Origin of the sequence: Mycobacterium lehmannii (genome assembly GCF_002245535.1) — a bacterium.
Lineage (GTDB): Bacteria > Actinomycetota > Actinomycetes > Mycobacteriales > Mycobacteriaceae > Mycobacterium > Mycobacterium lehmannii.
The window spans coordinates 69,806-95,944 of sequence record NZ_NKCN01000003.1; the positions used below are offsets into that span (position 1 = coordinate 69,806).

Here is a 26,139-nt window from a genome sequence, read left to right on the forward strand (position 1 = left end):
GCGGTCAGCTCAGATCGCGAGGGCGATCCCATGCCGGCTCGCCCAGCCGGGCCCGGATCGCCGCCCACGGGTCCGCATACCGGCCGGGCGTATCGCGGTACGCGCCCCGACGCTCGAGGAGCGCACGCGCAAGCGGCGCAAGCGGTGTCAGCAATCGCGCCGCGTAACGCGTCCAGCCTGCGTTGGCGGCGGTCTCGGCTTGCATGTCCGGCCACGAGTAATGCTGGAACCGCAACGCTTCCTGCGCGCGGGTGGTGTCCATCCAATCGGTGACGAACCAGGTGTCGTCGCGGTCGGGGTCTCCGGGCCTGCCGGGCGGCAGCACCCCGGGAAGGCCGCGGGCCGCAGCCAGCGCCGTGCCCACGTCGCCCTGGCGGATGCGGTGCGAGTCGTCGCCGGCGATCAGTAGGATCTCCCCGACGACGTCGGCCGTGGTGGCGGCGGCGAAGGCCCACGCGACGTCACGGACGTCGACACTGTGCAGGCGGCCGTCGGTGGGAAGCAAACTCTCTAAGTACAGGGCGTCGGCGCTCAACGGCATCGCGTTGGGGTCGGTGCTCAGCACACCACCCAGGCGCAGCACCACCCAGGGCAGGCTCGAGGCGCGCACGATCGCCTCGGCCTCCGCTTTGGTGCCGCTGTACAGATCGCACGGCCGCATCGGATCGTCGGCCCGCACGGGAGCGGTCGACCTGTGCGGGTTGCGCGCACCGTAGACCGCGTTGCTCGACGCCTGGACGAAGCGCGGGGGCGTGGGTTGTTGTTCGGCGATGCGCACCAGCGTCGCGGTGGCCTCGACGTTGACGCGCCGCGCGAGCCCGGGGTTCTTGTAGATCGCCGGCGGGATCACCGCGGCCAGATGGATGATCGCGTCGGGCGAGACGTCGGCGACCAGCCGCTGCACCGAAGCCTCGTCGGTCAGGTCGGCCCACCGTACGGTGGCGCCCCGTGGCAGCTTCGCCTGTGCCTTCCTGTTCGCAGGGGTGTCCAGGTCGGCCACCACGACGGAGCGTTCGAGTTCGGCCAGCCTGCGTACGGTCGCCGAACCCACCAGGCCGAAGCCGCCGGTCACCAATATCGCCCCGGTCATTGCGCCTCCCACCTGCGAATATGACATTCTCTTTTTACGAAAGTAGCATGTTCAGGTCTAGGGGAGGGGCGGCGCGGGGTATGACAGGTACGCCATGAACAGCAACGGGGCGCAGAAGCCGGAAGTCGCCAAGTGGGATCCCGCGTTCACCCGGGGCATCGTCAACACGGTCGGCCCGCTTATCAAACGCTACTTCCGCGCCGAGGTGCGCGACGTGGACGTCATGCCCGCTGCCGGCGGCGCTCTGCTGGTGTCGAACCACTCTGGCGGCATGCTGACGCCCGACGTGCTGGTCTTCGCTCCGGCCTTCTATGAGACGTTCGGCTTCGACCGGCCCGTCTACACGCTCGGACACGACGCGATCTTCGTCGGGCCGGTCGGCACATTGTTGCGGCGCGCGGGTGTCATTGGGGCGAATCGGGAGAACGCCGCCAAAGCGTTGCGCGAGGGCGCCGTCGTATTGGTCTTCCCCGGCGGGGATTACGACTCCTACCGGCCGACGTTCAACGAGAACGTCATCGACTTCGCGGGCCGCACGGGATACGTCCGGACCGCTGTCGAGTCTGACGTGCCGATCGTGCCCATGGTGTCGATCGGCGCTCAGGAGACACAGCTGTTCCTCGCGCGTGGCGACTCGATCGCCCGACGCATCGGACTCAAGCGCCTACGCGCCGAGATCCTGCCCATCAGTGTCGGATTCCCGTTCGGGGTGTCGGTGTTCTTCCCGCCGAACCTCCCGCTGCCCGCCAAGATCACCACGCGGGTGTTGCCGCCGATCAATGTGGTCGAGCAGTTCGGAAAGGACCCCGACGTGAAGGAGGTTGATGCGCACGTGCGCTCCGTGATGCAAGCCGCGCTCGACGAACTGGCCGCCGAACGCCGATTCCCGGTTCTGGGCTGACCGATGGCTGACGTTCTCGGACTCGTGCAGACGCTGTGGCGGGCCGGCTTGATCGCGCCGCTGCGGCCCGATAAGTACCTACGGATGGGCGCGGCTATGCGTCGCGTGGGCATGACCGCGACGGTCGGCTTCGCCGCGGCCGCGCAGCGCTGCCCGGACCGCCCAGGACTCGTCGACGAGCGCGGCACCCTGACCTGGAAGCAGATCGACGATCGCTGCGACGCGGTGGCCACCGGGCTGCAAGCCCTTCCCGGCGGCACACCGAAAACCGTTGCCGTGATGTGCCGCAACCATCGCGGCTTCATCGAGTCCCTGGTGGCCTCGAACCGAATCGGCGCCGACGTGCTACTCCTCAACACCTCGTTCGCGGGTCCGGCCATGGCCGAGGTGGTTGATCGAGAAGGCGCCGACGTCGTCATCTTCGACGAGGAGTTCGCCGAGATCGTCGACCGTGCCATGGCCGACAAACCCGACGCGACGCGGATCCTCGCCTGGACCGACGAAGCTACCGACGGCCTGACCCTCGATCAGCTCATCGAGTCCAATCTCGGCAAGCGACCCGCCGCCACCGAACGCAACAGCGACATCATCCTGCTGACTTCGGGCACCACGGGAACCCCGAAAGGCGCCAAACGCGGTCAAGGCAGTGGGGGCGCAGGCGATCTCAAGGCGGTGCTGGACCGAACACCGTGGCGCGCCGAGGAGGCCACCGTCATCGTCGCGCCGATGTTCCACGCGTGGGGCTTCTCGCAGCTGCTGTTCGCCGCGCTGCTCGCCTGCACCATCGTCACCCGCCGCAAGTTCGACCCCGAGGCCACGCTGGAGCTGGTCGACCGGTACAAGGCAACCGGTCTGGCGGTCGTGCCGGTGATGTTCGACCGGATCATGGACCTTCCCGACGAGGTGTTGAACCGCTACAGCGGCAAGTCACTTCGCTTCGCGACGGCGTCAGGTTCGCGGATGCGGCCCGACGTGGTCATCAAGTTCATGGACCGGTTCGGCGACGTGATCTACAACAACTACAACGCCACCGAAGCGGGCATGATCGCCACCGCGACGCCGTCCGACCTGCGCGCGGCTCCCGACACGGCCGGGACCCCCGCCGACGGCACCGAGATCCGCATCTACGACGCTGATTTCAACGAACTCCCCGCTGGCGAGACGGGTCAGATCTTCGTCCGCAGCGGCACGCTATTCGACGGGTACACCTCCGGCCAGACGAAGGACTTTCACGACGGTTTCATGGCGTCGGGAGACGTCGGTTACCTCGACGAAGCCGGGCGGTTGTTCGTGGTCGGCCGCGACGACGAGATGATCGTCTCCGGCGGCGAGAACGTCTACCCGATCGAGGTCGAGAAGACGCTGGCCCAGCACTCCGATGTCAAGGAGGCGGTGGTGCTGGGCGTCGACGACGAGCAGTACGGTCAGCGCCTCGTCGCCTTCGTCGTGCTGAACCACGGCGGAAGCGCCGGCCCCGACGACCTCAAGCAGCACGTCCGTGACAACCTCGCCAACTACAAGGTGCCGCGGCAGATCACCGTCCTCGACGAACTCCCACGCGGCAACACCGGCAAGGTGGCTCGGAAGGACCTGCTCGACCTGGTCGACTAGCGGGCCGCAGGGGCCGGTGCCATCGCCGTGCCCACCACGGACAACGCGGGAAGCCCTGCCGCGGAGCGGATCTCGTCGAGGCCGTGCACCATGGCGTCGGTGGCCTCGTGGATGTCGTCGAACGTTCTGTCGTCGGACAGGATCGAGATGTCCACCTGGTCGACGTAACTCCACACCGTCATGTTGAACGCGCTGCCGGCCGACAGCACGCCGATCGAGTAGATCTCGCTCACCGGGGCGCCGCCGATGTGGCCGCGGCGGCGTGGTCCGGGCACGCTCGACACCGCGACATTCATCAGCGGGTTGTGCTTGGCTCGTTGGCTCTGCCAGCGGAGGAGCGTCGGTGTCAGTGGGGGAGGGAGGTACTCCATCAACTGGCCCTGCAACTTGGGGCCGAGCAGTTCGTAGTTCTCCTTGGCTCGCGCCGTCGCCACGGACGTCAGTCGCACTCGTTCGAGCGGGTCGTCGATATGGACGGGGAGCGATACCGACAGGCCACCGATTTTGTTGCCGGTGATCCGGTCCGGGGACAGATCGGTGCTCACCGGGACCGACGCCATCAGAGGCCGGTCGGCGCGCCCGTCGTATCGCAACAGCAGTTCGCGCAGCCCGCCCGCCGCGGTGGCCAGCACTATGTCGTTGAACGTCACCTTTAGTTGTTTGGCCGTCTCCTTGACCTCGGCCAGCGACAGCGACGCCGTGGCGAATGTGCGTCCCGGCGAGACCACGTGGTTGAGGAACGTCGGCGGTGTGCGGAACATCTTGGCAAGCTCCGGTTGATCGGCGCGCTCCTTGGCGCGGCGCCGCAACTTGGTGAACCCGCGCACCGCGTCGCGAGCGAGCGTAGGAAGGGCGGCCACGTTCGACGCGTGGTCGCGCATCGCGACCTTCACCAGATCGGATCGCCCCGGGGCGTCACAGAGGGCGTAGTCCTCGTGCTCGTTCTGCGTACCGTCCGCGAGATCCATCAGCCGCGCAAGTAGATTCGCCGACGCCACACCGTCGGCCAGGGTGTGGTGCACCTTCCCGATGAGTGCGAACCGGTCGTCGGCCATACCCTCAGCGAAGTGGAACTCCCACAGCGGGCGGCTGCGGTCGAGCGGTGTGCTGGCGATCTTGCCGATCACCTCGTCGAGCTCGCGGCGGCCACCTGGGCTCGGCACGTGTACGCGGCGCAGGTGGTAGTCGAGGTCGACCGGGCAGTCCTCGAGCCACATCGGGTGATGCAACTTCCACGGAATGTCGACGAGCCGGTAGCGCAGCGGGTCGAGCAGGTGCAGCCGCCGGGCGATGGTGCGGTGGAACAAGTCGAAGGTGAATTCGCCGTCGAAGTCGGCGGCGTTGATGATGGCGACCTTCAACGTGTGCGTGTGCAGGTTGGGCGTCTCGCTGTAGAGCAGCATGGCGTCCATACCGTTGAGTCGCTTCATATCCCCACCCCCTGCAGCCTCGGAGCCCAAGTGTCCATCGAACCACTCCGAAGGTCATGATCGGGGGGTTTCGGTAAGCGGGCAGCCAGCGCCTGTCCCTGGCTATTGTTAGTAGGTCGAACGATTGGAGTGGGCCGATGAGGGCGATCGTGTGCCGGGAGTACTGCCAGCCCGAAGATCTGGTGCTCGACGAACTTCCCGATCCGACACCGGAACCCGGCCAGGTTGTGATCAGGGTGCGCGCGGCCGCGGTCAACTATCCCGACGTGTTGTTGATCGGCGGCAATTACCAGGTCAAGGTGCCGCCACCGTTCAGCCCCGGCAGCGAGATGGCAGGAGAGGTGATCGCCGTCGGTGACGGCGTCGACTGCCGCGTCGGTTCCCGAGTGACGGCGACGACATTCGTCGGGGCCTTCGCCGAGCAGGCGGTGGTGGACGCACGCGCGGTGTCGCCGATTCCGGACGGCGTCGAGTACGCCGTAGCCGCCGCGTTCGGCGTCACTTATAAGACCGCGTTCTACACCCTGCGTACCGTCGCGCCGGTGCAACCGGGTGACTGGGTCGTCGTGCTCGGTGCCGCGGGGGGCGTCGGACTCGCCGCGGTCGACATCGCGCGACTGCTCGGCGGCAGGGTGCTGGCGGCGGCTTCGGGTCAAGAGAAGCTCGATCTGTGCCGCGAGCGCGGCGCCGAAGCGTGTGTGGACTACGACCGCGAAAGTCTGCGTGATCGAATCAAGGAGATCACCGGCGGGGCCCGCGCCCAGATCGTCGTCGACCCCGTCGGCGGACCGTACTCCCTGCCCGCGCTGCGCGGCCTCGGGCGGGGCGGAACCTTCGTCACGCTCGGCTACGCGGCCGGCGAGATCCCATCTGTTCCGCTCAATCTGGTTCTACTGAAAGGTATTACAGTCCGCGGCATGGAGATCCGAACCTTTGCGTCGGACTACCCGGAAGAGGTGGTACGCGACGACGAGGAACTACACGCCCTGTACGCCGAGGGCAAGCTCCGTCCCCACATCGGCGCCCGGTTTGCGCTCGAGGACGCCGCGGCCGCGTTGCGTCACGTCGCCGAGCGCAGGGCATTGGGCAAGGTCGTCATCGACATCTAGGTCGTGCGCCTAGTCCAGAGCAGCCAGCGCGGCGCGGGTGTCGAGGTCGATGAACGCCGCCGAATACCGTTGCGCCAGCGCCAGACAGATGTCGGCGCCTTGCCATGCGTCGCCGCCGGAGAGCGTCGCCATCCAGATGGCCAGCCCGTGTGCGACCGACGCGCGGTACCGCAGCCACACTTCCTCGGCCGATGGGAGCTCGGCGGCGGGCAGGGTGAGCGCTGCGCGGTACTCGTCGAGCAGGTCGCGCTCGGCCCGCCTGCGGTCCTCGATCGTCAGCGCCCCCTGCAGGAAGTAGCCGAGATCCAGGGACCAGTTGCCGCGCCGCGCCATCTGCCAGTCCAGGAACCCCACCTCGTCATCGGGCAGCACGTAGGTGTTGCCGATGTGCGGATCGCCGTGCAGCAGGGTCGGGGCGGACGTCGAGGATCCAGTCAGGGTGCCGATGTAGCGGGCCCAGATGTCGACGAACAAATCGGTGCCGCTGAGGCCGAGTATCTGAGAGGAGACGGTGTCGCCCAGTCGATCGCGGGCGATGTCGAGCGGCGCATGCTCGAGTCCTTCGAACGCCACGAACGGCTCGAGCCAGTCCAGCGCCGGGTTCGCGGTCAGCCGCTCACCCCAGAACTGGCTGTGCATACGTGCCAACCCACGGACGCCGTTGGCGACCTGCTCGACCGACATCGGCCGGGTGGAGTCGCGTGGATCGGCGCCGCGCGCGACGACGTCCTCCATGATCATCACGAAGTTCGAGCCGGGCTCGTCGATCAACGCGGCGTAGACGGTCGGATGGTCAAGCGGCAGCAACACACCCGAGCTGAACAGCCGCGGTTCGTGGAACAAGCCGCTGGTGAGAGCGACCAGCTCGGCGTGGTCGGGGTCGACGGCCTTGGCGAACACCGTCTTCGGGCCCGACCCCGTCGAATACTTCAGTGCCAGCCGCGCCCGGCGATTGGTGCCGTCGTCGCGCAGCGCGACGCTGACGTCCTCGACGGTGGCGCCCGGGAAGTGCTTCCCGAGCGCGGCCGTCATCCACCCCGGTGTGATCTCCTCCCAACTGCGCGGAAGCGACAGCTCGGCAGCGGTCATCTGGGTGCCTACTTGAGGCAGCTGCCGCCGTCGACCGGCAGCGTCACCCCGGTGATGTAGCGGCTCTCGTCGGAGGCCAGGAACAGCACGGCGTTGGCGATGTCCTCGGGCTCCACCCAGCCGATCGGCAGCGTGTGCATCATCTGCGCGACGACCTTCATGTCGTCGGGGCCCGGGTTCTCCAGGTCGGGACGGAACAGCTTCATCGTCCCCTCGTTCATGTACAGCGGCGTGTTGACATTGGTCGGATGCACGGAGTTGACGCGGATGTTCTGTGCGCCGAGCTCGACCGCGAACGTCCGCATCAGGCCCACCACACCGTGTTTCGCGGCAACGTAATGGCCCGTGTGCGGGTAGGCCTTCAGGCCGCCGACCGAGCTGGTCAGGATGATCGAACCGCCGCGGCCGCCGGCCAGGATGTGTGGCACGCCCGCCTTGACGCTCTTCCAGACGCCGGAGAGGTTGACGTCGATCATGTCCGTCCAGTCGCCTTCACTGGTCTTGTCCAGCGTGGCTCCGCCGTTGCCGATGCCGGCATTGGCGACGATGATGTCCAGCCGGCCGAGCTGCTCAACACCTGTGTCGACGGCGGACTTGAGCGCATCGAAGTCGCGGACGTCGACCTCGGCGGTGTAGATGCGGCGGTTGAGGCCCTTCACCAGATCGGCGGTCTCGGCGAGGTCTTCGGGCGTGGACAGTGGGATCTGCACGCTGTCGATCTGCTTGCAGATGTCGACGGCGATGATATCGGCGCCTTCCTGCGCCAGCCGTACGGCATGGGCGCGGCCCTGGCCGCGGGCGGCGCCGGTGATGAAAGCGACCTTGCCTTCAACGCGTCCGGTCATCGGTTACCTCAATTCGTTGTCGTAACAGGGGGTTTGGGTTCTACTTCGAGTTGACAAAGGTGGGCATGGTTTCCCAGCCGCGGACCGCGGTGGTCGGCGATGGGCGCGCGTTGGGCCAATCGACCTCCCAGGTCGGGAACCTCTTGAGGATTTCCTCGAGCGCGATCCGGCCCTCCAGGCGTGCCAGCGCGTTACCCATGCAGAAGTGGGTTCCGGCACCGAACGTCATGTGCGAGTGCAGTTCTCGGTGGATATCAAAGACGTCGCCGTTCGGCGGGAAGCGGCGATGGTCGCGATTGGCCGCGCCCACCAGCATCAGCATCGCCGATCCCTCGGGGACCGTTTGGCCGTAGTACTCCACATCGCGGGTCACGTACCGGGCGATCTGCAGCGCCGGCGGTTCCCAGCGCAGGATCTCCTCGATCGCTTGCGGGATGAGCGCTGGGTCGGCGACCAATTCGGCGCGCTGGTCGGGGTAGTCGGCGAGTGTCTTGCCGGCCCAACCGATCAAGCGCGTGGTCGTCTCGCTGCCCGCGGTGGCGATGACCGTCAGGTACATCAGCAGTTCTTCCCGGCGCAGTCTGCGACGGGTGCCGGTTTCGTCTTCGAACTCGGCGTTGAGCAGGTCGGTCATGATGTCGTCGGAGGGATGCTCGGTGCGGTAGTCGATGAATTCGGCGAACACCTCACCGCTGGCCATCAGATCGACTGAGTCGCTCTGCAACGTCGCCTCACCGTGCTCGGTGACGCGGCGCTGGTCGGCTTCCGGTATGCCCAAGAGCATTCCGATGACGCGCATCGGCATCTGCGCGCCGAGATCGTTGACGAAGTCGAATTTGTCCGTGCCGGTCAACGGGTCCAGGCAACCGGCGGTGAACTCGCGGATCTGGGGTTCCAGCGCCTGCACCTTCCGCGGGGTGAACACCCGGGACAGCAGGTTGCGGTGGATGTTGTGGATCGGGGGATCTTCGAAAATCAGTGTGCCCGGGGGGATCTCCATCCCCGATTTGATGATCTCGAGCAATGCGCCGCGACCCGAGATGAAGGTCTGGTGGTCGATGACGGCCTTGTTGACATCCTCGAACCGGCTCAACGCGTAGAAGTCGTGTTTGGCGTTGTAGTACAGCGGGGCCTCTTCGCGCAGGCGCGCGAAGACCGCGTACGGGTTCATGTTGAGCTCGACGCTGTACGGGTCGTAGTACAACTCGTCCTGTTCCGCATCGTGTACGTCGGGATTTTCAGCGCTGATCGTCACCGGATCGCCTCTCGCCGGTCAGGTCGCATAAGACAGTGGGCTGGCATTTGTCTCACAACTCTGGCATTCGCTCCGAAGGAGTGTCAATACGGGATTCAAAACGGAATATTTAAGCTCTTCGCTCAGAAGAATACGATTCTCCGCACGAGTTGTCAGGCTCGGTTTCGGGGCGCGGTGGGAACGAGAACGCGATTCTCGCGCCAGAGGTGAGAACGGAGTTCTCCGCCTACTTGGCGGCAAATCCGTGCGAGACGAAGTCCCAGACCTCGTCGGCGGTGATCGGGTGCGTGGTGCCGTCCTCGGCACCGTTGGACTGGGCCACGAACATGACCGTCTGCATGGTCATGGCCGCCATCCGCTTCGGGTTGATGCCCTCCCGCAGCTGGCCTGCCTCACCGGCCTCTTCCATCAGCTCGGTCAGCAGCGCGAGCAGCGGCGCGTGTGCGATCTTGACCTCGGCGGGGTGCGAGAGCAGGAGCCGAGGGGCGAAGTCGGTGAACAGCGGGCGTTTGGCCGTCGGGTCCGGACGCGAGGATTCGAAGAGCAACTGCACGGCGACCTTCAGCCGCTCGATCGGCTCGTCCTCGGTGGTGGTGGCTGCGCGGATTTGGTCCGCCGACCGGCTCAGTGCGTCCTCGAAAAGGGCCAACAGCAACTCGTGCTTACCGTCGAACTGCAGGTAGAAGCTGCGTAGCGATTGCCGCGAGCGATCGACGACCTCTTGGACGGTGAAGTCGGTACTGCCCTTTTCGATGATGATCGCCTGCGCGGCGTCCAGGAAGCGCTGTACGCGTTGCGCGGCCCGTAGCTTCGCGGTTTTGATCGACCGTTCGACCGCGCGCTGCTTCCAGGCAGGCTCCTCGCTGGGGCTTGTCACCGGCGGCTCAGACGCCGGCCGGGTGGGGAGAACATGAACTGACTGTACCGGAGAACGTCTCGCCATTGCGGTCCTCGACCCCCTCGCGGCCAACGTGTCAGAGATTGTAACTTTCTCACGATGAGAATAGTATTCTCATTTTGGAGATAACAATAGTCCTACCAAAGATTTGATCCGGCGGGAGTCCCGTGCAGCTCACCTTCGATGCTGATGTCGAGGCGTTCCGCGCCGAATTCAACGCCTTCCTCGACCAACATCTTCCCCCCGATGCCGTCGCCCTGGAGCGGTCGCGGTCCAGCAGCGACGTGCCGGGCTGGGCCCGGGACTGGCAACGGCTGATGTTCGACAACGGATGGCTGCTGCCCGGCTACCCGCCGGAGTTCGGCGGGCGCAACGCGACGATCCTGCAGCAGTACGTCCATCAAGAGGAACTGGCGCGCAGGCGGGTGTATCTGACCTACAACGTGCAGGGCGTCGGGATCATCTCGGCATCGCTGATCTCGTTCGGGACACCCGAACAGCAGCAGCGCTGGGCGGTGCCGATCCTTCGCGCGGAGATCACCGCGTCGCTGGGGATGAGTGAACCGGGCGCGGGATCGGACCTGGCGTCGCTGCGCACCACCGCGGTGCGCGACGGGGACCATTTCGTCGTCAACGGGCAGAAGGTGTGGACCTCGGGGGCACACGACGCCGACGTCCTGCTGACATTCGTTCGTACCGATCCGAAAGCGGCCAAGCACAAGGGCATCAGCGTGCTGATGATCCCGACGAACCTGCCGGGGGTGGTGCGACGTCCATTCGCGTCGCTGTGCGGCAACGACGACCTGGATTTCAACGAGGTCTTCTTCAACGACGTCCGGGTGCCCGCCGAGAACCTGGTGGGACCGTTGAACGAGGGTTGGCGGGTCGCCAACGGCTCGCTCGGGCACGAGCGAAACATGCTGTGGCTCAGCTATGCGGACCGCCTGCAGGAACTGGTCGAAGATTTCCGTCCCATCTCCGCACTCGATCGCGACCGGTATGCCGAGCTGGTGATGGACAACCAGGCGTTGCGCCTGCTCGGCTCGGTGGCACTCGCCCGTGCCGCGCGCGGCGATGAGGATGTGCCCGCCCTGTCGGTGCTCAAACTGCTCGGCTCGGAGGCGTCGCAGTCGGCGGCCGAGTACGCGCTGGCCGCCGCGGGGACCGACGCGCTGCCCGCGCCGAACTTTTCCGGCCCATACAGCGCACAGCATCTGGAGCTGTACCGGTGCGGGTGGTTCGAACGCTACGTTCGCACCTTCGGCGGCACGATCGCCGGCGGCACCTCAGAGATTCAACGCAACATCATCGCCCAGCGCTTGCTGGGACTGCCTCGAAACTAAAAGGACTGCACCGTGTACATCGAATACGAGGTCGCCGACCGCATCGCGACCATCACCCTGAACCGGCCAGAGGCCGCCAACGCGCAGAACCCGGAACTGCTCGACGAACTCGACGGGGCGTGGACCCGCGCGGCCGAGGATCCCGAGGTGTCGGTGATCGTGTTGCGCGCCAATGGGAAGCACTTCTCGGCCGGGCACGATTTACGCGGCGGGGGACCGGTCCCGGACAAGATCACGCTGGAGTTCATCATCCAGCACGAGGCCAAGCGCTATCTGGAGTACACGCTGCGCTGGCGCAATGTGCCCAAGCCGTCGATCGCCGCCGTTCAGGGCCGCTGCATCTCCGGTGGCCTGCTGTTGTGCTGGCCGTGCGATCTGATCATCGCCGCCGACGACGCCCAGTTCTCGGACCCGGTGGTGCTGATGGGCATCGGCGGCGTCGAATACCACGGACACACTTGGGAACTCGGACCGCGCAAGGCCAAGGAGATCCTGTTCACCGGCCGCGCTATGACGGCCGAGGAGGTCGCGGCCACCGGCATGGTGAACAAGGTGGTGCCTCGCGACCAGCTCGACTCGGAGACCAGGGCGATGGCCGAGCAGATCGCCAAGATGTCACCGTTCGCGCTGCGCCAAGCCAAGCGTGCGGTGAACCAGACGCTTGACGTGCAGGGGTTCTACGCCGCCATCCAGTCGGTGTTCGACATCCACCAGACCGGCCACGGAAACGCGCTGAGTGTCGGTGGATGGCCGGTGCTGGTGAACCTCGACGAGATGAAAGCCAGCATCCAGTAACCCTTTGTGACGCGGAGCGCGCGTTACCTTTGTGCCGCGAGCGTGCGTGTTTGCGCACGACACGCCGCGGATTTTCGACACTTTGCGCGCGCTCACGCGGCGCGAGCGTGACGAAGTTGTCGGTCGATCCTCGCTACAAATTCCGACGCCCGGTGTCGCACATCGTCGAAGACGATCGCGATGACGGTCCAGCCGACGTCCTGCAAGGCGAGTTGACGCCGACGGTCGTTGCGCAAAACGTCGGGTTCGGTGTGCCAATCGATGCCGTCATACTCGACCGCGACGCCGAAGTCGGGCCAGGCGAAGTCAAGACGCCGTAGCTGTCCGTTGCCGTCGACAACCTCGTACTGCAGTTCGGGCATCGGCAAGCCACCGTCGATCATCGCAAGTCGCGCTTCACTTTCCATCGGCGACTCGGCGCGCGCGTCGGCGAGAGGCAGAAGGTCGCGCACCGCGACGATGCCGCGCCGACCGGCCTGTCGAATTGCCGCGCGCCACAACTCCGCCCGGTTGCAGGTGCCTGAGCGGAGCGCGGCGTCGAGTGTTGCTAGCGCACGCGGCCGTCGCAAGGCGCGGGCCACTTCGATCGCGGTCCACGCCGGGGACGTGGCGAGCCGCCCGGCGGCCTGCACCAGCGGCGCGCCGTCGCGGCGGTGCACGACCAGACCGTCTGCCTTGCGCAAATGGTGACCGGGCGGATTGAGGACGTGAAGTTCGTCGGGTTCCTCGGTGTCGAAGCCGAACAGCGCGGCCGCAGTCGACAGGCATACCGGAACGGTTGTGCCGCACGAGAGGTCCAGGCCGCGCAGCCGCAGGTCGTCCGTCGGCTCGCCGAGACAGTAGATACCGTGACAGAGTCGCTCCAGATACTTGGCTTTCAGTATCGATTCGAACGTGTACCTGGGAATGATCGCCAGAATCTGGCCGGTGGTCGCCACGCCACCTTGCTCATCGAACAACTGCCTCAGGGCGGTATCCATGACCGCAATCGTCGCGCCGACGCATCAACACCTCGGCCGCGAAGAACACGGTTGTGGATGAATCTGGTGTTGTGCACGGTCGGTGGTTCGCGAGCGTGCGCGAAGCGTCGAAATTCCGTGGCGTGTCGTGTGCAGACACGCACGCTCGCGGAACGAGGAGACCGGCGGGCTACAGGTGGGCGAGTCTCGGGACTGAGCCTCTGGCCCGCAGGCCGGCTCCGGCCCTCTTGGTGAGTTCGCGTGAGCTACCGAGCAATCCGTCGAGCACGAGGGCCCGCTTGATGTGCCGGTGCAGATCGTGTTCGGCGGTGAAGCCGATGCCGCCGAGCACCTGCTGGCAGTGCTTGGCCGCCGTCATCGCCGCCTTACCCGCCGCCGCCTTGGCCAGCATCGCCGTGAGGTCCGCACTCTCCGTTCCCGGCAGGCCCAGCGTCGCCTCGGCGCCTTCGATCGCCACGAGCGTCTCGGCCAACCGGTGCCGGATCGCCTGGAACGACGCGATCGGCTTACCGAACTGGACGCGATCCAGTGCGTGCTGACGGGCCAGTGCGAGCATTCCGCGTGCCGAACCGACCAGCCACCAGCCCACCGCGCGACGCGCCTCGCCCATCCGCATCAACTCGCCGTCGGGCACGCGGCGAAGCGGCAGGTCACCCAGCGTCGGCTCGGTGTTGGCCGTGCGCTCCCACACCACCCAGCCACCGCCGGTGTACGGCATCGGCGGTGTGCCGCCGGGCAGTCCGCCGATGGTCTCCAGCAGCACATCGTTGAGAACGGAAGCGTGCGAACCGGTTTCGCCCAGCAGCCGGAACACCAGCGGAATCGCCTGGTCGGGCGTGTCGGCCAGCATCTCGGCCCAACCGAGTTCCGCGAGTGCCGCGTCCAACTCCGCCCCGGAGACCGACAGCATCGTCTTGCGCAGGGTGTCCTCGAGCATCGCCAGTGATTCGGCGTCCAAACCGGATTCCACTCCTCACTCCTTACCGAGATCGAGCAGGCGACGGGCGATGATGTTGCGTTGCACCTCGGCGGTTCCGCCGTAGATGCTTGCCGCTCGCGAATACAGGTACTCGGTCCGCCAGGTGTTGTCGTCGAGTTCGATGCGCCCGGGCAGCAGATCGCGCACGGTGTCGTAGAGCCGCTGTTCGGCGCCTGCCAGCAGTACCTTGTCGATCGAGGTGTCCGCGCCAAGTTTCTGTCCCTCGCCCAGCCGGTGCTGGGTGGCGCGCGAACGGCAACGCACTGTGTGCAGCGCGAGGTACACCTCGCCGAGGTCGGAATCCGACGCGGTGCCAAGGCCTTTGACTTCGTTGACGAGATCGTCGAAGCGCGAGTACAGGTAGGCGATGCGCTGCCAGAAGCAGGTGGAACGCTCGTAGGGGAGCAGGTCCATCGCCAGCTTCCAACCGTCCCCGGGATTACCCAGCATGCGATCCGCAGGCACCACGACGTCGTCGAAGTACACCTCGCAGAACTCGTCGACGTCGTGCATGGTGCGCAACGGGCGCACCGAGACACCCGGGGAATCGAGGTCGACGAAGAACGCGGTGATCGCCTCGTGATTGGGCGTGTTCGTGTCGCCGGTGCGGGTGAGCAGGATGCACCGCGTCGCGTACTGCGCGAAACTGGTCCACACCTTCTGGCCGTTGATCACCCAGTTGTCACCTTGGGGCACAGCGCGGGTCGTCAACGACGCCAGGTCACTGCCCGAACCGGGTTCGGAAAAGCCTTGGCACCATGACTCTTGACCCGACAGCAACCGCGGCACCATCTCGGCGGCCAGTTCGGGCCGCGCGTAATCGATCATGGTCGGTGTCAGCACGTCGAGCATCGAGTACGGGCCCGGATGGTCGAGACCGCGTCCGACGACCTCCTCGCCGACGATGGCGCGCAGGATGTCGGGGCCGCCCAGCCCGCCGGCCGACTCCGGCCAGCCGTAGCGCATCCAGTCCGCGTCGTACAACGCCTTGAGCACTCGCAGGTGCTGGGCTTGATGCGCGTCGAGCGAGTCGTCGTCGGAAGGGGTCAGGTCGTTGGCGTCGAGCCATTCCCGCAGTGCGGTACGGAACGCGGCCGGCTCGAAGAGCTCTGTCATCCTGCTTCCGGCCTTCCGATCGCGTGAGGTCGGCCGGAGTCGTGGTCGCCGCTGCGCCGAATGAACGTCATGGCACGGGTTTTCAGCCGCCATCCCTCGTCGGTGCGGACGTAAGTGTCGTTGTAATAGCCGATGCGCATGTCGTGCTTGGAATGCTCGATGAAGCACAGCGGCTGAGTGCCCGACGCCTTGTCGGCGTCGTCGGGGTCGAGATGCACCAGCGACGTGCCGGTCATGAACAGGCCCTTGGGTGCGGCCTCGACGAGCTCGGGGAACCGGTTGAGCGTGTAGGTGGAGCCGAACGCGCTGTACGTCCCGTCGGGGGTGAACACCGACGTCAGGCCCTCGATATCGCCTTGGGTGATGGTGACGGCGTACTTGGCCAGCAGCTGCTGGATCTCGACGAGATCGTCAGTTCGAGTCATGTCGGAAGACCTTACCGCCCTTCATTACAAAGTTGACATCCTGTGTAACCCCTATGTCGGTCAGGGGATCACCGGGGACCGCGATGATGTCCGCGAGGTACCCCTCGGCAATGCGACCCAGGTCGGTTCCGCCAATCAGATCGGCGGCGACGACGGTCGCCGCGCGTAGCACGGCGGCGGGTGGCATACCCCAGTCCACCAACGTGACGAGCTCGTCGGCGTTCTTGCCGTGCGGAATGGCCGGGGCGTCGGTGCCGACCGCGATCTTCACGCCCGCTTCGTATGCGGCCTTGATTGACGTACGCGCCTTGGGGAACATTTCGGCGGCCTTGTCCTGCAGCGCTTTCGGAGCCCGGGACACATCCATGGCCTCGGCGAGGCGGCGCGTGGTCACCAGCCATCGGTCGTTGTCGACGAGCATCTGGATGGCTTCATCGTCCATCAGGAAGCCGTGCTCGATACAGTCGATACCGCATGCGACGGCGTGCTTGACCGCCTCGGCTCCGTGGGTGTGCGCGGCCACCTTCAGCCCACGCCGGTGTGCCTCGTCGACGATGGCCCGCAGTTCCTCGTCCGAATAGTGTTGTGCGCCAGCCTCTCCGGTCAGCGACATCACACCGCCGGATACGCAGACCTTGATCAGCTGCGCGCCGTGCTTGATCTGGTAGCGCACCGCCTTGCGGATCTCGTCGACGCCGTTGGCGATGCCCTCCTCGACCGTCAGTTCCAGCGCGCCGGGCATGAACGCGGCGAACATCGTCGGATCGAGGTGCCCCCCGGTCGGGGTGATCGCGTGGCCCGCCGGGATCACCCGCGGACCATCGATCCAGCCCGCGTCGATCGCCTTGCCCAGCGCGACGTCGAGCAGGTACCCGCCGGTCTTGACGAACAACCCGAGGTTGCGAACCGTGGTGAAACCCGCTCGCAAGGTGCGTCGCGCATTGCCGACGGCCCGCAGCACCCGCGTCGCGGGGTCGTCCTGGACCTGGGACAGGCCGGGGTTCTCGCCCCGGCCGCCCATCAGGAGGTTGACCTCCATGTCCATCAGACCGGGCAGCAGGATGGCGTCACCGAGATCGATGACGTCGCCCTCGGCTGAGCCACCGACGCCCACAATGCGGTCGTCGTCGATCCGGACGATTCCCGGCCGGACGATCTCGCCGGCGTCGACGTCGAGCAGACCCGCGGCTTTGAGGGTCAGCACTCCTAGACCACCGGCTCCCGGATGCAGGTGATGTAGGTGGCTCCGCTGTCGAGCACGCGCGGCTGCTTCCACACCTCGATCGGGAACGACACGTTGACCAGCGACTGCATCATGTGGATGAGAGCCTTTGCGTCATCGGGCATTCCGTCCAGCGGGAAGCGGGCGTCGCAGTACTCCATGACGGCCTCGAGTCGCTCCATGCCGGCGTCGTAGAACTCCTGCATCTCCTCCATCGTCGAGGACAGGCGCTTCTGGTAGCGCTCCTCTTCGGTGGGCAGGCACCAGTCGGTGAACCGCTCCAGGTCGGCGAATTCTTCCGGCAGCTTAGGCATTGATCGCGTCCTTCTCGCTCGCGGTTGCGGCGGCCTGTCCATTGGTGAGGCCCTTTTCCTTCTTGTAGGCGTTGACGTGGTCCCACGCGGTCTTGTGCAGGTGACGCAACAGCACCTCCTGGTCACACAACGGGAAGTCCTTGACGACACGGGTGTTGATCATCGTCTGGGTGGCTTCGAGGGTGTTGGCGTCCTGGAACGCGTACTCCTTGAACGTCACGGCCGCAAGCTCGTGGGCGAGCCGCTCGCGCGTGTTCGTCGCGGGGACAAAGTACAGGGTGCACTCGAAGATGTGCTTGTCCACGTCGGTGGGCCAGTAGTGGTAGGTCAGGTACCAACCCGGCGCCCACAGCAGCAGCGTGAAGTTCGGGAAGAACTCGAAGGAGTCCTGACCCCAGGCGTGGTGCCGCGATGGGTTGACCGCAGGCGGAAGTTCTTCGGGCAGAATGCCCTTGATCTTCGGCCGGTCCCACGGTCCGAACAGGCCGCTGTGCAGGATCCGTTCGATGGGCTTGACCATGTTTATGTCCTTCGGCGGGCTCATCCCGCCCCACGAGGACACCATGGAGTGCCTGCCCTTGATGTCGTAGGCCAGTGCCTCGAAGCCGTAGCTGGCGAGCTTCTCGGCCTCCTCCTTGACCGCCTGCTTCATGTGCAGGATCGGAGCGTGATAGAACTCGACGAACGCGTCGATGAACAGCTTCCAGTTCGAGTTGACCTCGGCCCGATAGGAATACGTCTCGGTCATCTCGTGGAAGGGATAACCCTCCAGCCCCTTGGCGAAGTCGCCCAGGTATTCGGTGAGGGGTTCGGCGTCGTTGTCGAAGTTGATGAAGATGAAGCCTTCCCACACTTCGCAACGCACCGGCACCAACCCGTAGTCGGCCTTGTCGACGTCGAAGAACTCGCCCTCCTGCTGGATGAAGGTCAGATCACCCTTGAGGTTGTAGCGCCAGGCGTGGTACTTGCAGGTGAACTGGCGGCACGTGCCCGAGACCTCTTCGCCGGGGTAGTCGTTCCACACCAGCTTGTTTCCGCGATGGCGGCACATGTTGTGGAATGCGCGCACCTCGTCGCCGTCCTTGACGATGATCACCGAGGTGCCCGCGCCCGCCGACGGCATCTCGCGCGTGAAGTAGCTGCCCTTCTTGGGAAGCCGCTCCACTCGTCCCACGTTGAGCCAGCACTTGCGGAAGATGGCCTGCTGCTCGAGCTTCCACTGCTCCGGGTCGATCGAATCGGTGTAGTCGACCGGTGCGGTGCCCAGTTCGGGCCAGTGCTCGGTCCAGCTACCCTCTTCTGGTTTCGGGAAAAATGCCACGATGTCTACCTCTCTGCGAGATTTTCGGCGTCTGGTTCTACGCCGAAAGTGTTGATGGCCATGGCCAGTGCGCCATAGCAGCCGATGGTGAAGACGAGGTCCATCAGCTGACGTTCCTCGAGGTGTTCGGACAGGGCGGCCCACGTCGCGTCGGAGACATTGGCGCTGTCCTGAAGTTCGTCGACCGCACGCAGTACGGCCCGGTCGAGCTCATCTGATGCCTCACCCCGTTGGACGGCGTCGATGACGTCGTCCGTCAGGCCCTCGTCGCGCCCCATTTCGACGTGGTGTCGCCACTCGTACTCGCACTCGGTCAGATGCGCGACGCGTAGGACCGCCAACTCGCGCAGCCGCGGCGGCAGTGTCGACCCGTACAGCAGGTGGAAGTTGAAACGCAGGAAGGCGCGGGTCAGCTTCGGATGGCGGACCATCGTCGCCAGCAGATTGCCCGCCCGTTCGGGATTGCGCCGTTCGGGAGACATGCTCGACAGTGCCTGCTCGACGGCATCGTCCCACTCCTGTGCGGGTAGCGGCGGCACGCGCAAGGCGCCTCCTTCCTGTGTGCTCTCGGCGATGAGAATCAGGTTCTCATATTTCGCCAATAGATTTCCACCTTTCGCGCCGACGGTCAACGCCGGAGGTCATCGACGGTGGTCACGAGGCTGCCTCTCCGAACCTAACTGCCCTGACAGGAGGCCATAGGGTGGTTTTCGGACATTGATTCTCGTAGGGTGAGAAGATAGTTTCCTCACATCGGGCACAGTCCGGATAGCTAGCCTCGGGGGACGCGACGAAAGGAACGGGCATGAACAAGGACGACATGATCTTGATCAGCGTTGATGATCACATCGTCGAACCGCCCGACATGTTCAAGAACCACCTGCCCAAGAAGTACATCGACGAGGCCCCGCGGTTGGTGCACAACCCCGACGGTTCGGACACCTGGCAGTTCCGCGACACGGTGATCCCGAACGTTGCGCTCAACGCGGTAGCGGGCCGTCCGAAAGAGGAGTACGGCCTGGAACCGCAGGGTCTCGACGAGATCCGGCCCGGCTGCTGGCAGGTCGACGAGCGAGTCAAGGACATGAACGCCGGCGGCATCCTTGGCTCGATGTGCTTCCCCTCGTTCCCCGGCTTCGCGGGCCGGTTGTTCGCCACCGAGGATCAGGAGTTCTCGCTGGCGCTGGTGAAGGCCTACAACGACTGGCACGTCGAGGAGTGGTGCGGGGCCTACCCGGCGCGGTTCATCCCGATGACGCTGCCGGTGATCTGGGATCCGGTGGAGTGCGCCAACGAGATCCGGCGCAACGCTGAGCGCGGTGTGCATTCGTTGACGTTCACCGAGAACCCCTCGGCCATGGGGTATCCGAGCTTCCACGATTTCGACCATTGGAAGCCGATGTGGGACGCGTTGGTCGACACCGAGACCGTGCTCAACGTGCACATCGGTTCTTCGGGGCGGTTGGCGATCACCGCTCCGGATGCGCCGATGGATGTGATGATCACGCTGCAGCCGATGAACATCGTCCAAGCCGCCGCAGATCTGTTGTGGTCGCGCCCGATCAAGGAGTACCCGACGCTCAAGATCGCGTTGAGCGAGGGCGGGACGGGTTGGATCCCATACTTCCTGGAGCGGGTCGATCGCACCTATGAGATGCACTCGACGTGGACGGGGCAGGACTTCGGGGGCAAGCTGCCCAGTGAGGTGTTCCGCGAGCACTTCCTGACCTGTTTCATCGCCGATCCGGTCGGGGTGGCCACCCGCAACGCGATCGGGATCGACAACATCTGCTGGGAGGCCGACTACCCGCACAGCGACTCGATGTGGCCCGGCGCGCCCGAGCAGCTCGACGAGGTGCTCACCGCCAACAACGTGCCCGACGACGAGATCAACAAGATGACGTTCGAGAACGCGATGCGCTGGTATCACTGGGATCCGTTCACCCACATCACCCGCGAACAAGCCACCGTGGGTGCCCTGCGCAAAGCCGCCGAGGGCCACGACGTCTCGATCCAGGCCCTGTCGAAGAAGGAAAAGACCGGCGCGTCGTTCGCGGACTTCGCGGCCAGCGCCAAGCAGGTGACGGGCAACAAGGACTAAAGAGGTCTGCAAGTATCGGAAGTTCCGGCCGCGGGGCCGGAAGGAGCGTCTATCAGTGCGCCGGTGCGGAAGCTGCGTTCACGCGCCGGCGCACTGCTCTGCGAGACGATGACAAGAGGAGAACCACCGTGCCCGGCGGGATGAGTTTCGAGCTGACCGAGGACCAGGAGCTGATCCGCAAGTCCGTCCGTGAGTTGGCGAGCAAGTTCGATGACCACTACTGGATGGAAAAGGACCTCGCGCACGAATTCCCGCGGGAGTTCTACGATGCGATCGCCAAGGGCGGCTGGCTCGGGATGACGATCCCCGAGGAGTACGGCGGGCACGGCCTGGGTATCACCGAGGCGACGTTGTTGCTCGAGGAGGTGTCGCGCTCCGGGGCCGCGATGAACGGCGCCAGCGCCATCCATCTGTCGATCTTCGGGATGCAACCCGTCGTCAAGCACGGCTCCGACGAGCTCAAAGCCGAGACGCTGCCGCGGATCGTCAACGGTGATCTGCATGTGTGCTTCGGCGTCACCGAACCGGGTGCGGGGCTGGACACCTCGCGCATCACCACCTTCGCCAAGCGCGAAGGTGACAAGTACCGGGTCAACGGGCGCAAGGTGTGGATCTCCAAAGCGCTGGAGTCGGAGAAGATTCTGCTGCTGACTCGGACCGAGACGCCGGCCGACCTAGAAAAACGCGGCGCCAAGAAGACCGACGGGATGACCCTGTTCCTCACCGACCTCGATCCCGACCACGTCGACATCCGGCCCATCAAGAAGATGGGGCGCAACGCGGTCAGCTCCAACGAGGTGTTCATCGACGACCTGATGGTGCCCGTCGAGCACCGGGTCGGCGAAGAAGGCAAGGGCTTCAAGTACATCCTGGACGGCCTCAACCCCGAGAGGATGCTGATCGCGGCCGAGGCGCTGGGCATTGGTCGGGTCGCGCTGGAGAAGGCCGTGAAGTACGGCAACGAGCGGCATGTGTTCAACCGGCCGATCGGCATGAACCAGGGCCTGCAGTTCCCGCTGGCCGACTCGCTGGCCCGCCTCGATGCGGCCGAGTTGGTGTTGCGCAAGGCCACCTGGCTCTACGACAACGGCAAAGCGTGTGGGCGCGAAGCCAATACGGCCAAGTACCTGTGTGCTGACGCCGGTTTCGGCGCGGCCGACCGGGCCCTGCAATTGCACGGCGGCATGGGTTACTCGGAGGAGTACCACGTTTCCCGCTACTTCCGCGAGTCGCGGCTGATGAAGATCGCACCCGTGAGCCAGGAGATGATCCTCAACTTCCTCGGCGAGCACGTTCTCGGGCTGCCGCGCAGCTACTGACGATGGAGTCCTGACTGATGGTCAACTATTTCGACTTGTCGGGCAGGTCGGCCCTGGTGACCGGCGCCGCCGGCGGTATCGGCTCGGCCGTCGCGCAGGCCCTGGCCGACGCGGGCGCCGCGGTGCTCGTCACCGACATCGACAAGGACGCCGCAGCTGCGGTGGCGCAACGCATTTCAGCCGGCGGTGGGCGCGCCGAGGCCGCCGCCCTTGACGTCGCCGACCGGGAGTCCGCCGACGCGGCTGCCGCACAGGCGGCCGCTCTGGCCGACGGTGCCCTGCACATCGTGATCAACAACGCGGGCGTGACCAAGCCGGCGATGTTCGAGAAGACGACGCAGGAGTCGTTCCGCCTGTTGTTCGACATCCATGTGATGGGCGCGTTCAACGTCACGCAGGCCGCGCTGCCGCACATCCCGACCGACGGCACCGGCCGCATCGTCAACGTCACCTCGGCGGCCGGCCTGACGGGCACGCTCGGCCAGGTCAACTACTCGGCGGCCAAGGCGGGCATCATCGGATTCACCAAATCCCTTGCGCGCGAATTGGCGACCAAGAAGATCATGGTCAACGCGCTGGCTCCGCTGGCCGCGACACCGATGACCGAGACCATCCGCACCAACGAGAAGTTCTCGGCGAACATGATGAACCGCATCCCGATGAAGCGGTGGGCGGATCCCGAGGAGGTCGCCGGCGCGTTCGTGTTCATGGCGTCCGACGCCGCGTCCTACATCACCGGACAGGTGCTGCCGGTCGACGGCGGAATGGTGATGTGAACGCCGCAGCGCCACTGAGCGGCGTCACGGTCGTCGCGATGGAGCAAGCCGTGGCGGCGCCGATGTGTACCCGGGTGCTCGCCGACTTCGGCGCCCGGGTGATCAAGGTGGAGAACCCCAACGGTGGTGACTTCGCCCGCGACTACGACGACGTCGTCAATGGCCCCGGTGGGTTGGCCGCGCACTTCGTCTGGTGCAACCGCGGCAAGGAGTCGGTGACGCTGAACACCAAGGCGCCCGAGGGCATGGACCTTCTGCACCGCCTGTTGGATCGGGCGGACGCGTTCGTGTCCAACCTCGCGCCGGGCGCCACCGCGCGGATGGGCCTGGCCCCCGCCGACCTGGCCACCCGTCATCCCAACGTGATTCCGGTCGAGATCGACGGGTACGGACCCGGTGGGCCGATCTCCCACAAGCGGGCGTACGACCTTCTCGTACAAGCGGAGTCGGGATCCTGCGCGGTCACCGGCTACCCGGGAATGCCGGCCAAACCGGGACCGGCGATGGCCGACTTCTCGACGGGCCTGTACGCGGCGATCTCCATCCTGGCGCTGCTGGTCGGACGAGGCAGGGGTAACGACGCGGCCACGAGTCCGTCGGTGGCGCTGAGCCTGTTCGACGTGATGACCGACGTGATGGGTTATCAGTTGACCTACACCCAGCATTCGGGCATCGACCAGGAACCGCTCGGCGTCGGCTCACCCGCGGTCGCGCCCTACGGGGCGTTCCCGACGCGGGACGGTCAGACGGTGGTGCTCGGCACCACCAACGACCGGGAATGGCAGCGGGTGGCCCGCGAGATCATCGACCGCCCCGACCTCGCCGACGATCCCCGCTTCGCCACCAACCCCGACCGGTGCGCCCACCGCGAGATCCTCGAGGAGGCCATTGGAACCTGGTGCGCTCAACGTGATCTCGCCGAAATTCAGAAGATCGCCGACGACGCCGGAATCGGTAACTCGCGGTACAACGTGCCCAGCGAGGTCGTCGCGCATCCCCACCTCACCGCTCGAGACCGGTGGCGCACGGTCGTGACCCCCAAGGGCGACATCCGCGCGCTGCGCCCACCGCCGGTGATCACCGGCTTCGAACAACCGATGGGGGCGGTGCCCGGTCTGGGTCAGCACACCGACGCCGTCCTCGGCGAATTGGGCCTCACGGCGGAGGATCTCGCGCGGTTACGCGCGGACGGAGTGATCGGGCCCGCGTACTCGTGAGCGATGTGCTGTTGACCTCCGACAGCGACGGGGTGCGCACCCTGACGCTGAACCGGCCGGACCGTAAGAACGCGATCAACGCGCAGCTGTGGGAGGAACTGGCCGATGCGCTGCGGGTGGCCGCCCGTGACACCGCACTGCGCGCATTGGTCATCACCGGTGCTGGTGGGGCGTTCTGCTCGGGCGCCGACATCGGCGTACCCGAGGACATCCACCCGCGGCACAAGCTGCGTCGGCTCACCGACGTCGCGCTCGCGCTGCACGAACTGTCCGTGCCCACCATCGCCAAGGTGACCGGGGTCGCGGTCGGGGCCGGCTGGAACCTGGCGCTGGGTTGTGACTTCGTGGTGGCGACACCGGAAGCGCGCTTCTGCCAGATCTTTTCGAAGCGCGGCCTGTCGGTGGACCTCGGCGGATCATGGCTGCTGCCGAAGCTGGTGGGTCTGCAACAAGCGAAGCGCCTGGTGCTGTTGGCCGACATGATCGACGCCGAGGAGGCCCGCGTGCTGGGCTTGGTCACCTGGGTGAGACCCACGGACGAGATCGACGGCTTCGTCGCGGATCTGGCGGCACGGCTCGCAGCGGGCCCACCGGTCGCGTTGGCGCAGAGCAAGGCGCTGCTCAACGACGGAGCCAACGCGACACTGCGGGAGGCGCTGGCCAACGAGGCCCGCGCCCAACCGGCCAACTTCGCCACCGCGGATTCGACGGAGGCCTATGCCGCGTTCGCCGCCAAACGTGAGGCCGTATTTACTGGTCGATGGGCGCTGGGGCCCGGATCGGAGAAGAACAATGCGTGAAACCGTGATCGTGGAGGCCGTGCGCACGCCGGTCGGCAAGCGCAACGGCGGATTGTCGGAGATGCATGCCGCCGACCTGTCGGCGATTGTGCTCACCGCACTGGTGGAGCGTGCGGGTATCGACCCCGAGATCGTCGACGACGTGGTGTGGGGTTGCGTGTCTCAGGTCGGCGACCAGTCCAGCAACATCGGCCGCTATGCGGTGCTGGCGGCGGGTTGGCCCGAGACGATCCCCGGCACCACAGTCAACCGCGCCTGCGGGTCGAGCCAGCAGGCGCTGGATTTCGCCGTCCACGCGGTGATGTCGGGTCAGCAGGATGTCGTCGTCGCCGGCGGGGTCGAGGTGATGAGCCGGGTGCCACTCGGTTCGGCGCGCGCCACCGGAATGCCTTACGGGCCCAAGGTCCTCGAGCGCTACGGCGACTTCACCTTCAACCAGGGCATCTCGGCGGAGTTGATCGCCCAGAAGTGGGGCTTCTCGCGCACTCGGCTCGACGAGTACTCGGTGCGCTCACACGAATTGGCCGCCGCCGCGCAGGACAAGGGCGCGTTCGAATCGCAGCTGATGCCGGTGTTCACCGACGGTGAGCCCGTAGTGGCAGACGAAGGTGTGCGGCGGGGTAGCACGGTCGAGAAGCTCGCGGGGCTCAAGCCGGCGTTCAAGGACGACGGCGTCATCCATGCGGGCAACTCGTCGCAGATCTCCGACGGTGCCGCAGCACTGCTGGTGATGGCCGCCGACAACGCAGTGGCGCTGGGCCTGAACCCGATCGCGCGCTACCGCGCTGGTGCGGTCACCGGCGCCGACCCGGTGCTGATGCTGACCGGTCCGATCCCGGCGACGGAGAAGGTTCTGCACAAGGCCGGAGTGGCCCTCGACGAGGTCGGTGTGTTCGAGGTGAATGAGGCGTTCGCGCCGGTGCCGCTGGCTTGGCTGGCCGAGACCGGCGCCGACGAAAACAAACTCAACCCGCTCGGCGGGGCGATCGCATTGGGACATCCACTCGGGGCTTCGGGCGCGGTGCTGATGACGCGGATGCTGAACCACATGCGCGACAACGGGCTTCGGTTCGGCCTGCAGACCATGTGTGAGGGCGGCGGAACCGCCAACGCGACGTTGGTCGAACTCATCGCCTAGCGACCATCGCCTAGCGGCTTGATGAACCCATCGCTGGCGATGGTGACCCAACACGTCGCCTGACT

The 26,139-nt window shown here is 65.9% G+C and carries 25 protein-coding genes; 11 read left to right on the top strand and 14 right to left on the bottom strand.

Going from position 1 to position 26,139, the window contains the following annotated elements:
- Window positions 1–4: 4 nt before the first annotated feature.
- The gene (locus CEX87_RS04935; protein ID WP_094286279.1) at window positions 5–1,090 is read right to left on the bottom strand and encodes an NAD-dependent epimerase/dehydratase family protein; all 1,086 of its coding nucleotides are present in this window, start codon (window positions 1,088–1,090) and stop codon (window positions 5–7) included.
- 94 nt (window positions 1,091–1,184) lie between these two features.
- Here CEX87_RS04935 and CEX87_RS04940 point away from each other — a divergent pair, with 94 nt between their 5' ends.
- Together CEX87_RS04940 and fadD12 are read left to right on the top strand one after the other, a co-directional pair.
- The gene (locus CEX87_RS04940) at window positions 1,185–1,991 is read left to right on the top strand and encodes a lysophospholipid acyltransferase family protein (RefSeq protein ID WP_064397173.1); all 807 of its coding nucleotides are present in this window, start codon (window positions 1,185–1,187) and stop codon (window positions 1,989–1,991) included.
- 3 nt (window positions 1,992–1,994) lie between these two features.
- Window positions 1,995–3,602: an acyl-CoA ligase FadD12 gene (fadD12, locus tag CEX87_RS04945; protein WP_066808174.1), complete on the top strand. Its 1,608-nt coding sequence runs from the start codon at window positions 1,995–1,997 to the stop codon at window positions 3,600–3,602.
- Here fadD12 and CEX87_RS04950 read toward each other — a convergent pair.
- Window positions 3,599–5,032: a WS/DGAT/MGAT family O-acyltransferase gene (locus tag CEX87_RS04950; protein ID WP_094286281.1), complete on the bottom strand. Its 1,434-nt coding sequence runs from the start codon at window positions 5,030–5,032 to the stop codon at window positions 3,599–3,601. The genes fadD12 and CEX87_RS04950 overlap by 4 nt on opposite strands.
- A 137-nt stretch (window positions 5,033–5,169) precedes the next feature.
- Here CEX87_RS04950 and CEX87_RS04955 point away from each other — a divergent pair, with 137 nt between their 5' ends.
- Window positions 5,170–6,141 carry an NADPH:quinone oxidoreductase family protein gene (locus CEX87_RS04955; protein WP_064397167.1) on the top strand — a complete coding sequence of 324 codons (972 nt, stop codon included), beginning with the start codon at window positions 5,170–5,172 and terminating at the stop codon, window positions 6,139–6,141.
- A 9-nt stretch (window positions 6,142–6,150) separates the two neighbouring features.
- Here the strand turns inward: CEX87_RS04955 and CEX87_RS04960 are convergent, their stop codons facing one another.
- From CEX87_RS04960 to CEX87_RS04975, 4 genes are all read right to left on the bottom strand, one after another.
- Window positions 6,151–7,230 carry a phosphotransferase gene (locus CEX87_RS04960; protein ID WP_064397165.1) on the bottom strand — a complete coding sequence of 360 codons (1,080 nt, stop codon included), beginning with the start codon at window positions 7,228–7,230 and terminating at the stop codon, window positions 6,151–6,153.
- Between the two features lie 8 nt (window positions 7,231–7,238).
- Window positions 7,239–8,075, bottom strand: coding sequence for a mycofactocin-coupled SDR family oxidoreductase (locus CEX87_RS04965; RefSeq protein ID WP_064397164.1), 837 nt, complete (start codon window positions 8,073–8,075; stop codon window positions 7,239–7,241).
- Between the two features lie 40 nt (window positions 8,076–8,115).
- Window positions 8,116–9,246, bottom strand: a complete 1,131-nt coding sequence (locus tag CEX87_RS04970) for a cytochrome P450 (protein ID WP_233151298.1) — start codon at window positions 9,244–9,246, stop codon at window positions 8,116–8,118.
- Window positions 9,247–9,556: 310 nt separating this feature from the next.
- Window positions 9,557–10,273, bottom strand: coding sequence for a TetR/AcrR family transcriptional regulator (locus CEX87_RS04975; protein ID WP_082693919.1), 717 nt, complete (start codon window positions 10,271–10,273; stop codon window positions 9,557–9,559).
- Window positions 10,274–10,395: 122 nt separating this feature from the next.
- Here CEX87_RS04975 and CEX87_RS04980 point away from each other — a divergent pair, with 122 nt between their 5' ends.
- Together CEX87_RS04980 and CEX87_RS04985 are read left to right on the top strand one after the other, a co-directional pair.
- Entirely contained in the window at window positions 10,396–11,571 is a 1,176-nt protein-coding gene (locus CEX87_RS04980) for an acyl-CoA dehydrogenase family protein (protein ID WP_064397158.1), read from the top strand.
- A gap of 12 nt (window positions 11,572–11,583) precedes the next feature.
- On the top strand, window positions 11,584–12,366 hold the full coding sequence (locus CEX87_RS04985; protein WP_064346535.1) for an enoyl-CoA hydratase: 783 nt from the start codon (window positions 11,584–11,586) through the stop codon (window positions 12,364–12,366).
- Window positions 12,367–12,458: 92 nt separating this feature from the next.
- On the opposite strand, the gene CEX87_RS04990 is transcribed toward CEX87_RS04985, so the two are convergent.
- From CEX87_RS04990 to CEX87_RS05025, 8 genes are all read right to left on the bottom strand, one after another.
- Window positions 12,459–13,346 carry a type IV toxin-antitoxin system AbiEi family antitoxin domain-containing protein gene (locus tag CEX87_RS04990; protein ID WP_064426269.1) on the bottom strand — a complete coding sequence of 296 codons (888 nt, stop codon included), beginning with the start codon at window positions 13,344–13,346 and terminating at the stop codon, window positions 12,459–12,461.
- 169 nt (window positions 13,347–13,515) lie between these two features.
- Window positions 13,516–14,283 carry an acyl-CoA dehydrogenase family protein gene (locus CEX87_RS04995; RefSeq protein ID WP_064397454.1) on the bottom strand — a complete coding sequence of 256 codons (768 nt, stop codon included), beginning with the start codon at window positions 14,281–14,283 and terminating at the stop codon, window positions 13,516–13,518.
- A 36-nt stretch (window positions 14,284–14,319) separates the two neighbouring features.
- Window positions 14,320–15,441 carry an acyl-CoA dehydrogenase family protein gene (locus tag CEX87_RS05000; protein WP_064417396.1) on the bottom strand — a complete coding sequence of 374 codons (1,122 nt, stop codon included), beginning with the start codon at window positions 15,439–15,441 and terminating at the stop codon, window positions 14,320–14,322.
- A complete protein-coding gene (locus tag CEX87_RS05005; RefSeq protein WP_064417397.1) occupies window positions 15,438–15,866 on the bottom strand; it encodes a nuclear transport factor 2 family protein in 429 nt (142 codons plus the stop codon). Before CEX87_RS05005 ends, CEX87_RS05000 begins: the two co-directional genes overlap by 4 nt.
- Entirely contained in the window at window positions 15,853–17,070 is a 1,218-nt protein-coding gene (locus CEX87_RS05010) for a metal-dependent hydrolase family protein (protein WP_094286283.1), read from the bottom strand. The genes CEX87_RS05005 and CEX87_RS05010 overlap by 14 nt, the downstream gene beginning before the upstream one ends.
- A 2-nt stretch (window positions 17,071–17,072) precedes the next feature.
- Window positions 17,073–17,402 carry a hypothetical protein gene (locus CEX87_RS05015; RefSeq protein ID WP_064346540.1) on the bottom strand — a complete coding sequence of 110 codons (330 nt, stop codon included), beginning with the start codon at window positions 17,400–17,402 and terminating at the stop codon, window positions 17,073–17,075.
- A complete protein-coding gene (locus tag CEX87_RS05020; RefSeq protein ID WP_064397149.1) occupies window positions 17,395–18,723 on the bottom strand; it encodes an aromatic ring-hydroxylating oxygenase subunit alpha in 1,329 nt (442 codons plus the stop codon). The genes CEX87_RS05015 and CEX87_RS05020 overlap by 8 nt, the downstream gene beginning before the upstream one ends.
- Before the next feature lie 5 nt (window positions 18,724–18,728).
- On the bottom strand, window positions 18,729–19,268 hold the full coding sequence (locus tag CEX87_RS05025) for a carboxymuconolactone decarboxylase family protein (RefSeq protein ID WP_064397452.1): 540 nt from the start codon (window positions 19,266–19,268) through the stop codon (window positions 18,729–18,731).
- A gap of 260 nt (window positions 19,269–19,528) precedes the next feature.
- Here CEX87_RS05025 and CEX87_RS05030 point away from each other — a divergent pair, with 260 nt between their 5' ends.
- The 6 genes from CEX87_RS05030 (at window position 19,529) to CEX87_RS05055 (ending at window position 26,074) form a co-directional block, all read left to right on the top strand.
- Entirely contained in the window at window positions 19,529–20,824 is a 1,296-nt protein-coding gene (locus CEX87_RS05030) for an amidohydrolase family protein (RefSeq protein WP_064397147.1), read from the top strand.
- A gap of 140 nt (window positions 20,825–20,964) precedes the next feature.
- Window positions 20,965–22,143 (top strand): acyl-CoA dehydrogenase family protein, encoded by a 1,179-nt coding sequence (locus tag CEX87_RS05035; RefSeq protein WP_064397145.1) that lies wholly within the window; start codon window positions 20,965–20,967, stop codon window positions 22,141–22,143.
- A 17-nt stretch (window positions 22,144–22,160) separates the two neighbouring features.
- Entirely contained in the window at window positions 22,161–22,919 is a 759-nt protein-coding gene (locus tag CEX87_RS05040) for an SDR family NAD(P)-dependent oxidoreductase (protein WP_094286285.1), read from the top strand.
- Window positions 22,916–24,136 carry a CaiB/BaiF CoA transferase family protein gene (locus tag CEX87_RS05045; RefSeq protein ID WP_094286287.1) on the top strand — a complete coding sequence of 407 codons (1,221 nt, stop codon included), beginning with the start codon at window positions 22,916–22,918 and terminating at the stop codon, window positions 24,134–24,136. The genes CEX87_RS05040 and CEX87_RS05045 overlap by 4 nt, the downstream gene beginning before the upstream one ends.
- A 5-nt stretch (window positions 24,137–24,141) precedes the next feature.
- On the top strand, window positions 24,142–24,936 hold the full coding sequence (locus tag CEX87_RS05050; protein ID WP_094286430.1) for an enoyl-CoA hydratase/isomerase family protein: 795 nt from the start codon (window positions 24,142–24,144) through the stop codon (window positions 24,934–24,936).
- A complete protein-coding gene (locus CEX87_RS05055; protein ID WP_064397141.1) occupies window positions 24,929–26,074 on the top strand; it encodes a thiolase family protein in 1,146 nt (381 codons plus the stop codon). Before CEX87_RS05050 ends, CEX87_RS05055 begins: the two co-directional genes overlap by 8 nt.
- Window positions 26,075–26,139 lie beyond the last annotated feature (65 nt).

What these genes read in the sequence shown, in the direction of transcription:
- CEX87_RS04935 (WP_094286279.1), bottom strand. Translation starts at nt 1,090, where the DNA reads ATGACCGGGGCGATATTGGTGACCGGCGGCTTCGGCCTGGTGGGTTCG.
- CEX87_RS04940 (WP_064397173.1), top strand. Translation starts at nt 1,185, where the DNA reads ATGAACAGCAACGGGGCGCAGAAGCCGGAAGTCGCCAAGTGGGATCCC.
- fadD12 (WP_066808174.1), top strand. Translation starts at nt 1,995, where the DNA reads ATGGCTGACGTTCTCGGACTCGTGCAGACGCTGTGGCGGGCCGGCTTG.
- CEX87_RS04950 (WP_094286281.1), bottom strand. Translation starts at nt 5,032, where the DNA reads ATGAAGCGACTCAACGGTATGGACGCCATGCTGCTCTACAGCGAGACG.
- CEX87_RS04955 (WP_064397167.1), top strand. Translation starts at nt 5,170, where the DNA reads ATGAGGGCGATCGTGTGCCGGGAGTACTGCCAGCCCGAAGATCTGGTG.
- CEX87_RS04960 (WP_064397165.1), bottom strand. Translation starts at nt 7,230, where the DNA reads ATGACCGCTGCCGAGCTGTCGCTTCCGCGCAGTTGGGAGGAGATCACA.
- CEX87_RS04965 (WP_064397164.1), bottom strand. Translation starts at nt 8,075, where the DNA reads ATGACCGGACGCGTTGAAGGCAAGGTCGCTTTCATCACCGGCGCCGCC.
- CEX87_RS04970 (WP_233151298.1), bottom strand. Translation starts at nt 9,246, where the DNA reads ATGAACCCGTACGCGGTCTTCGCGCGCCTGCGCGAAGAGGCCCCGCTG.
- CEX87_RS04975 (WP_082693919.1), bottom strand. Translation starts at nt 10,273, where the DNA reads ATGGCGAGACGTTCTCCGGTACAGTCAGTTCATGTTCTCCCCACCCGG.
- CEX87_RS04990 (WP_064426269.1), bottom strand. Translation starts at nt 13,346, where the DNA reads ATGGATACCGCCCTGAGGCAGTTGTTCGATGAGCAAGGTGGCGTGGCG.
- CEX87_RS04995 (WP_064397454.1), bottom strand. Translation starts at nt 14,283, where the DNA reads ATGCTCGAGGACACCCTGCGCAAGACGATGCTGTCGGTCTCCGGGGCG.
- CEX87_RS05000 (WP_064417396.1), bottom strand. Translation starts at nt 15,441, where the DNA reads ATGACAGAGCTCTTCGAGCCGGCCGCGTTCCGTACCGCACTGCGGGAA.
- CEX87_RS05005 (WP_064417397.1), bottom strand. Translation starts at nt 15,866, where the DNA reads ATGACTCGAACTGACGATCTCGTCGAGATCCAGCAGCTGCTGGCCAAG.
- CEX87_RS05015 (WP_064346540.1), bottom strand. Translation starts at nt 17,402, where the DNA reads ATGCCTAAGCTGCCGGAAGAATTCGCCGACCTGGAGCGGTTCACCGAC.
- CEX87_RS05030 (WP_064397147.1), top strand. Translation starts at nt 19,529, where the DNA reads ATGAACAAGGACGACATGATCTTGATCAGCGTTGATGATCACATCGTC.
- CEX87_RS05035 (WP_064397145.1), top strand. Translation starts at nt 20,965, where the DNA reads ATGAGTTTCGAGCTGACCGAGGACCAGGAGCTGATCCGCAAGTCCGTC.
- CEX87_RS05040 (WP_094286285.1), top strand. Translation starts at nt 22,161, where the DNA reads ATGGTCAACTATTTCGACTTGTCGGGCAGGTCGGCCCTGGTGACCGGC.
- CEX87_RS05055 (WP_064397141.1), top strand. Translation starts at nt 24,929, where the DNA reads ATGCGTGAAACCGTGATCGTGGAGGCCGTGCGCACGCCGGTCGGCAAG.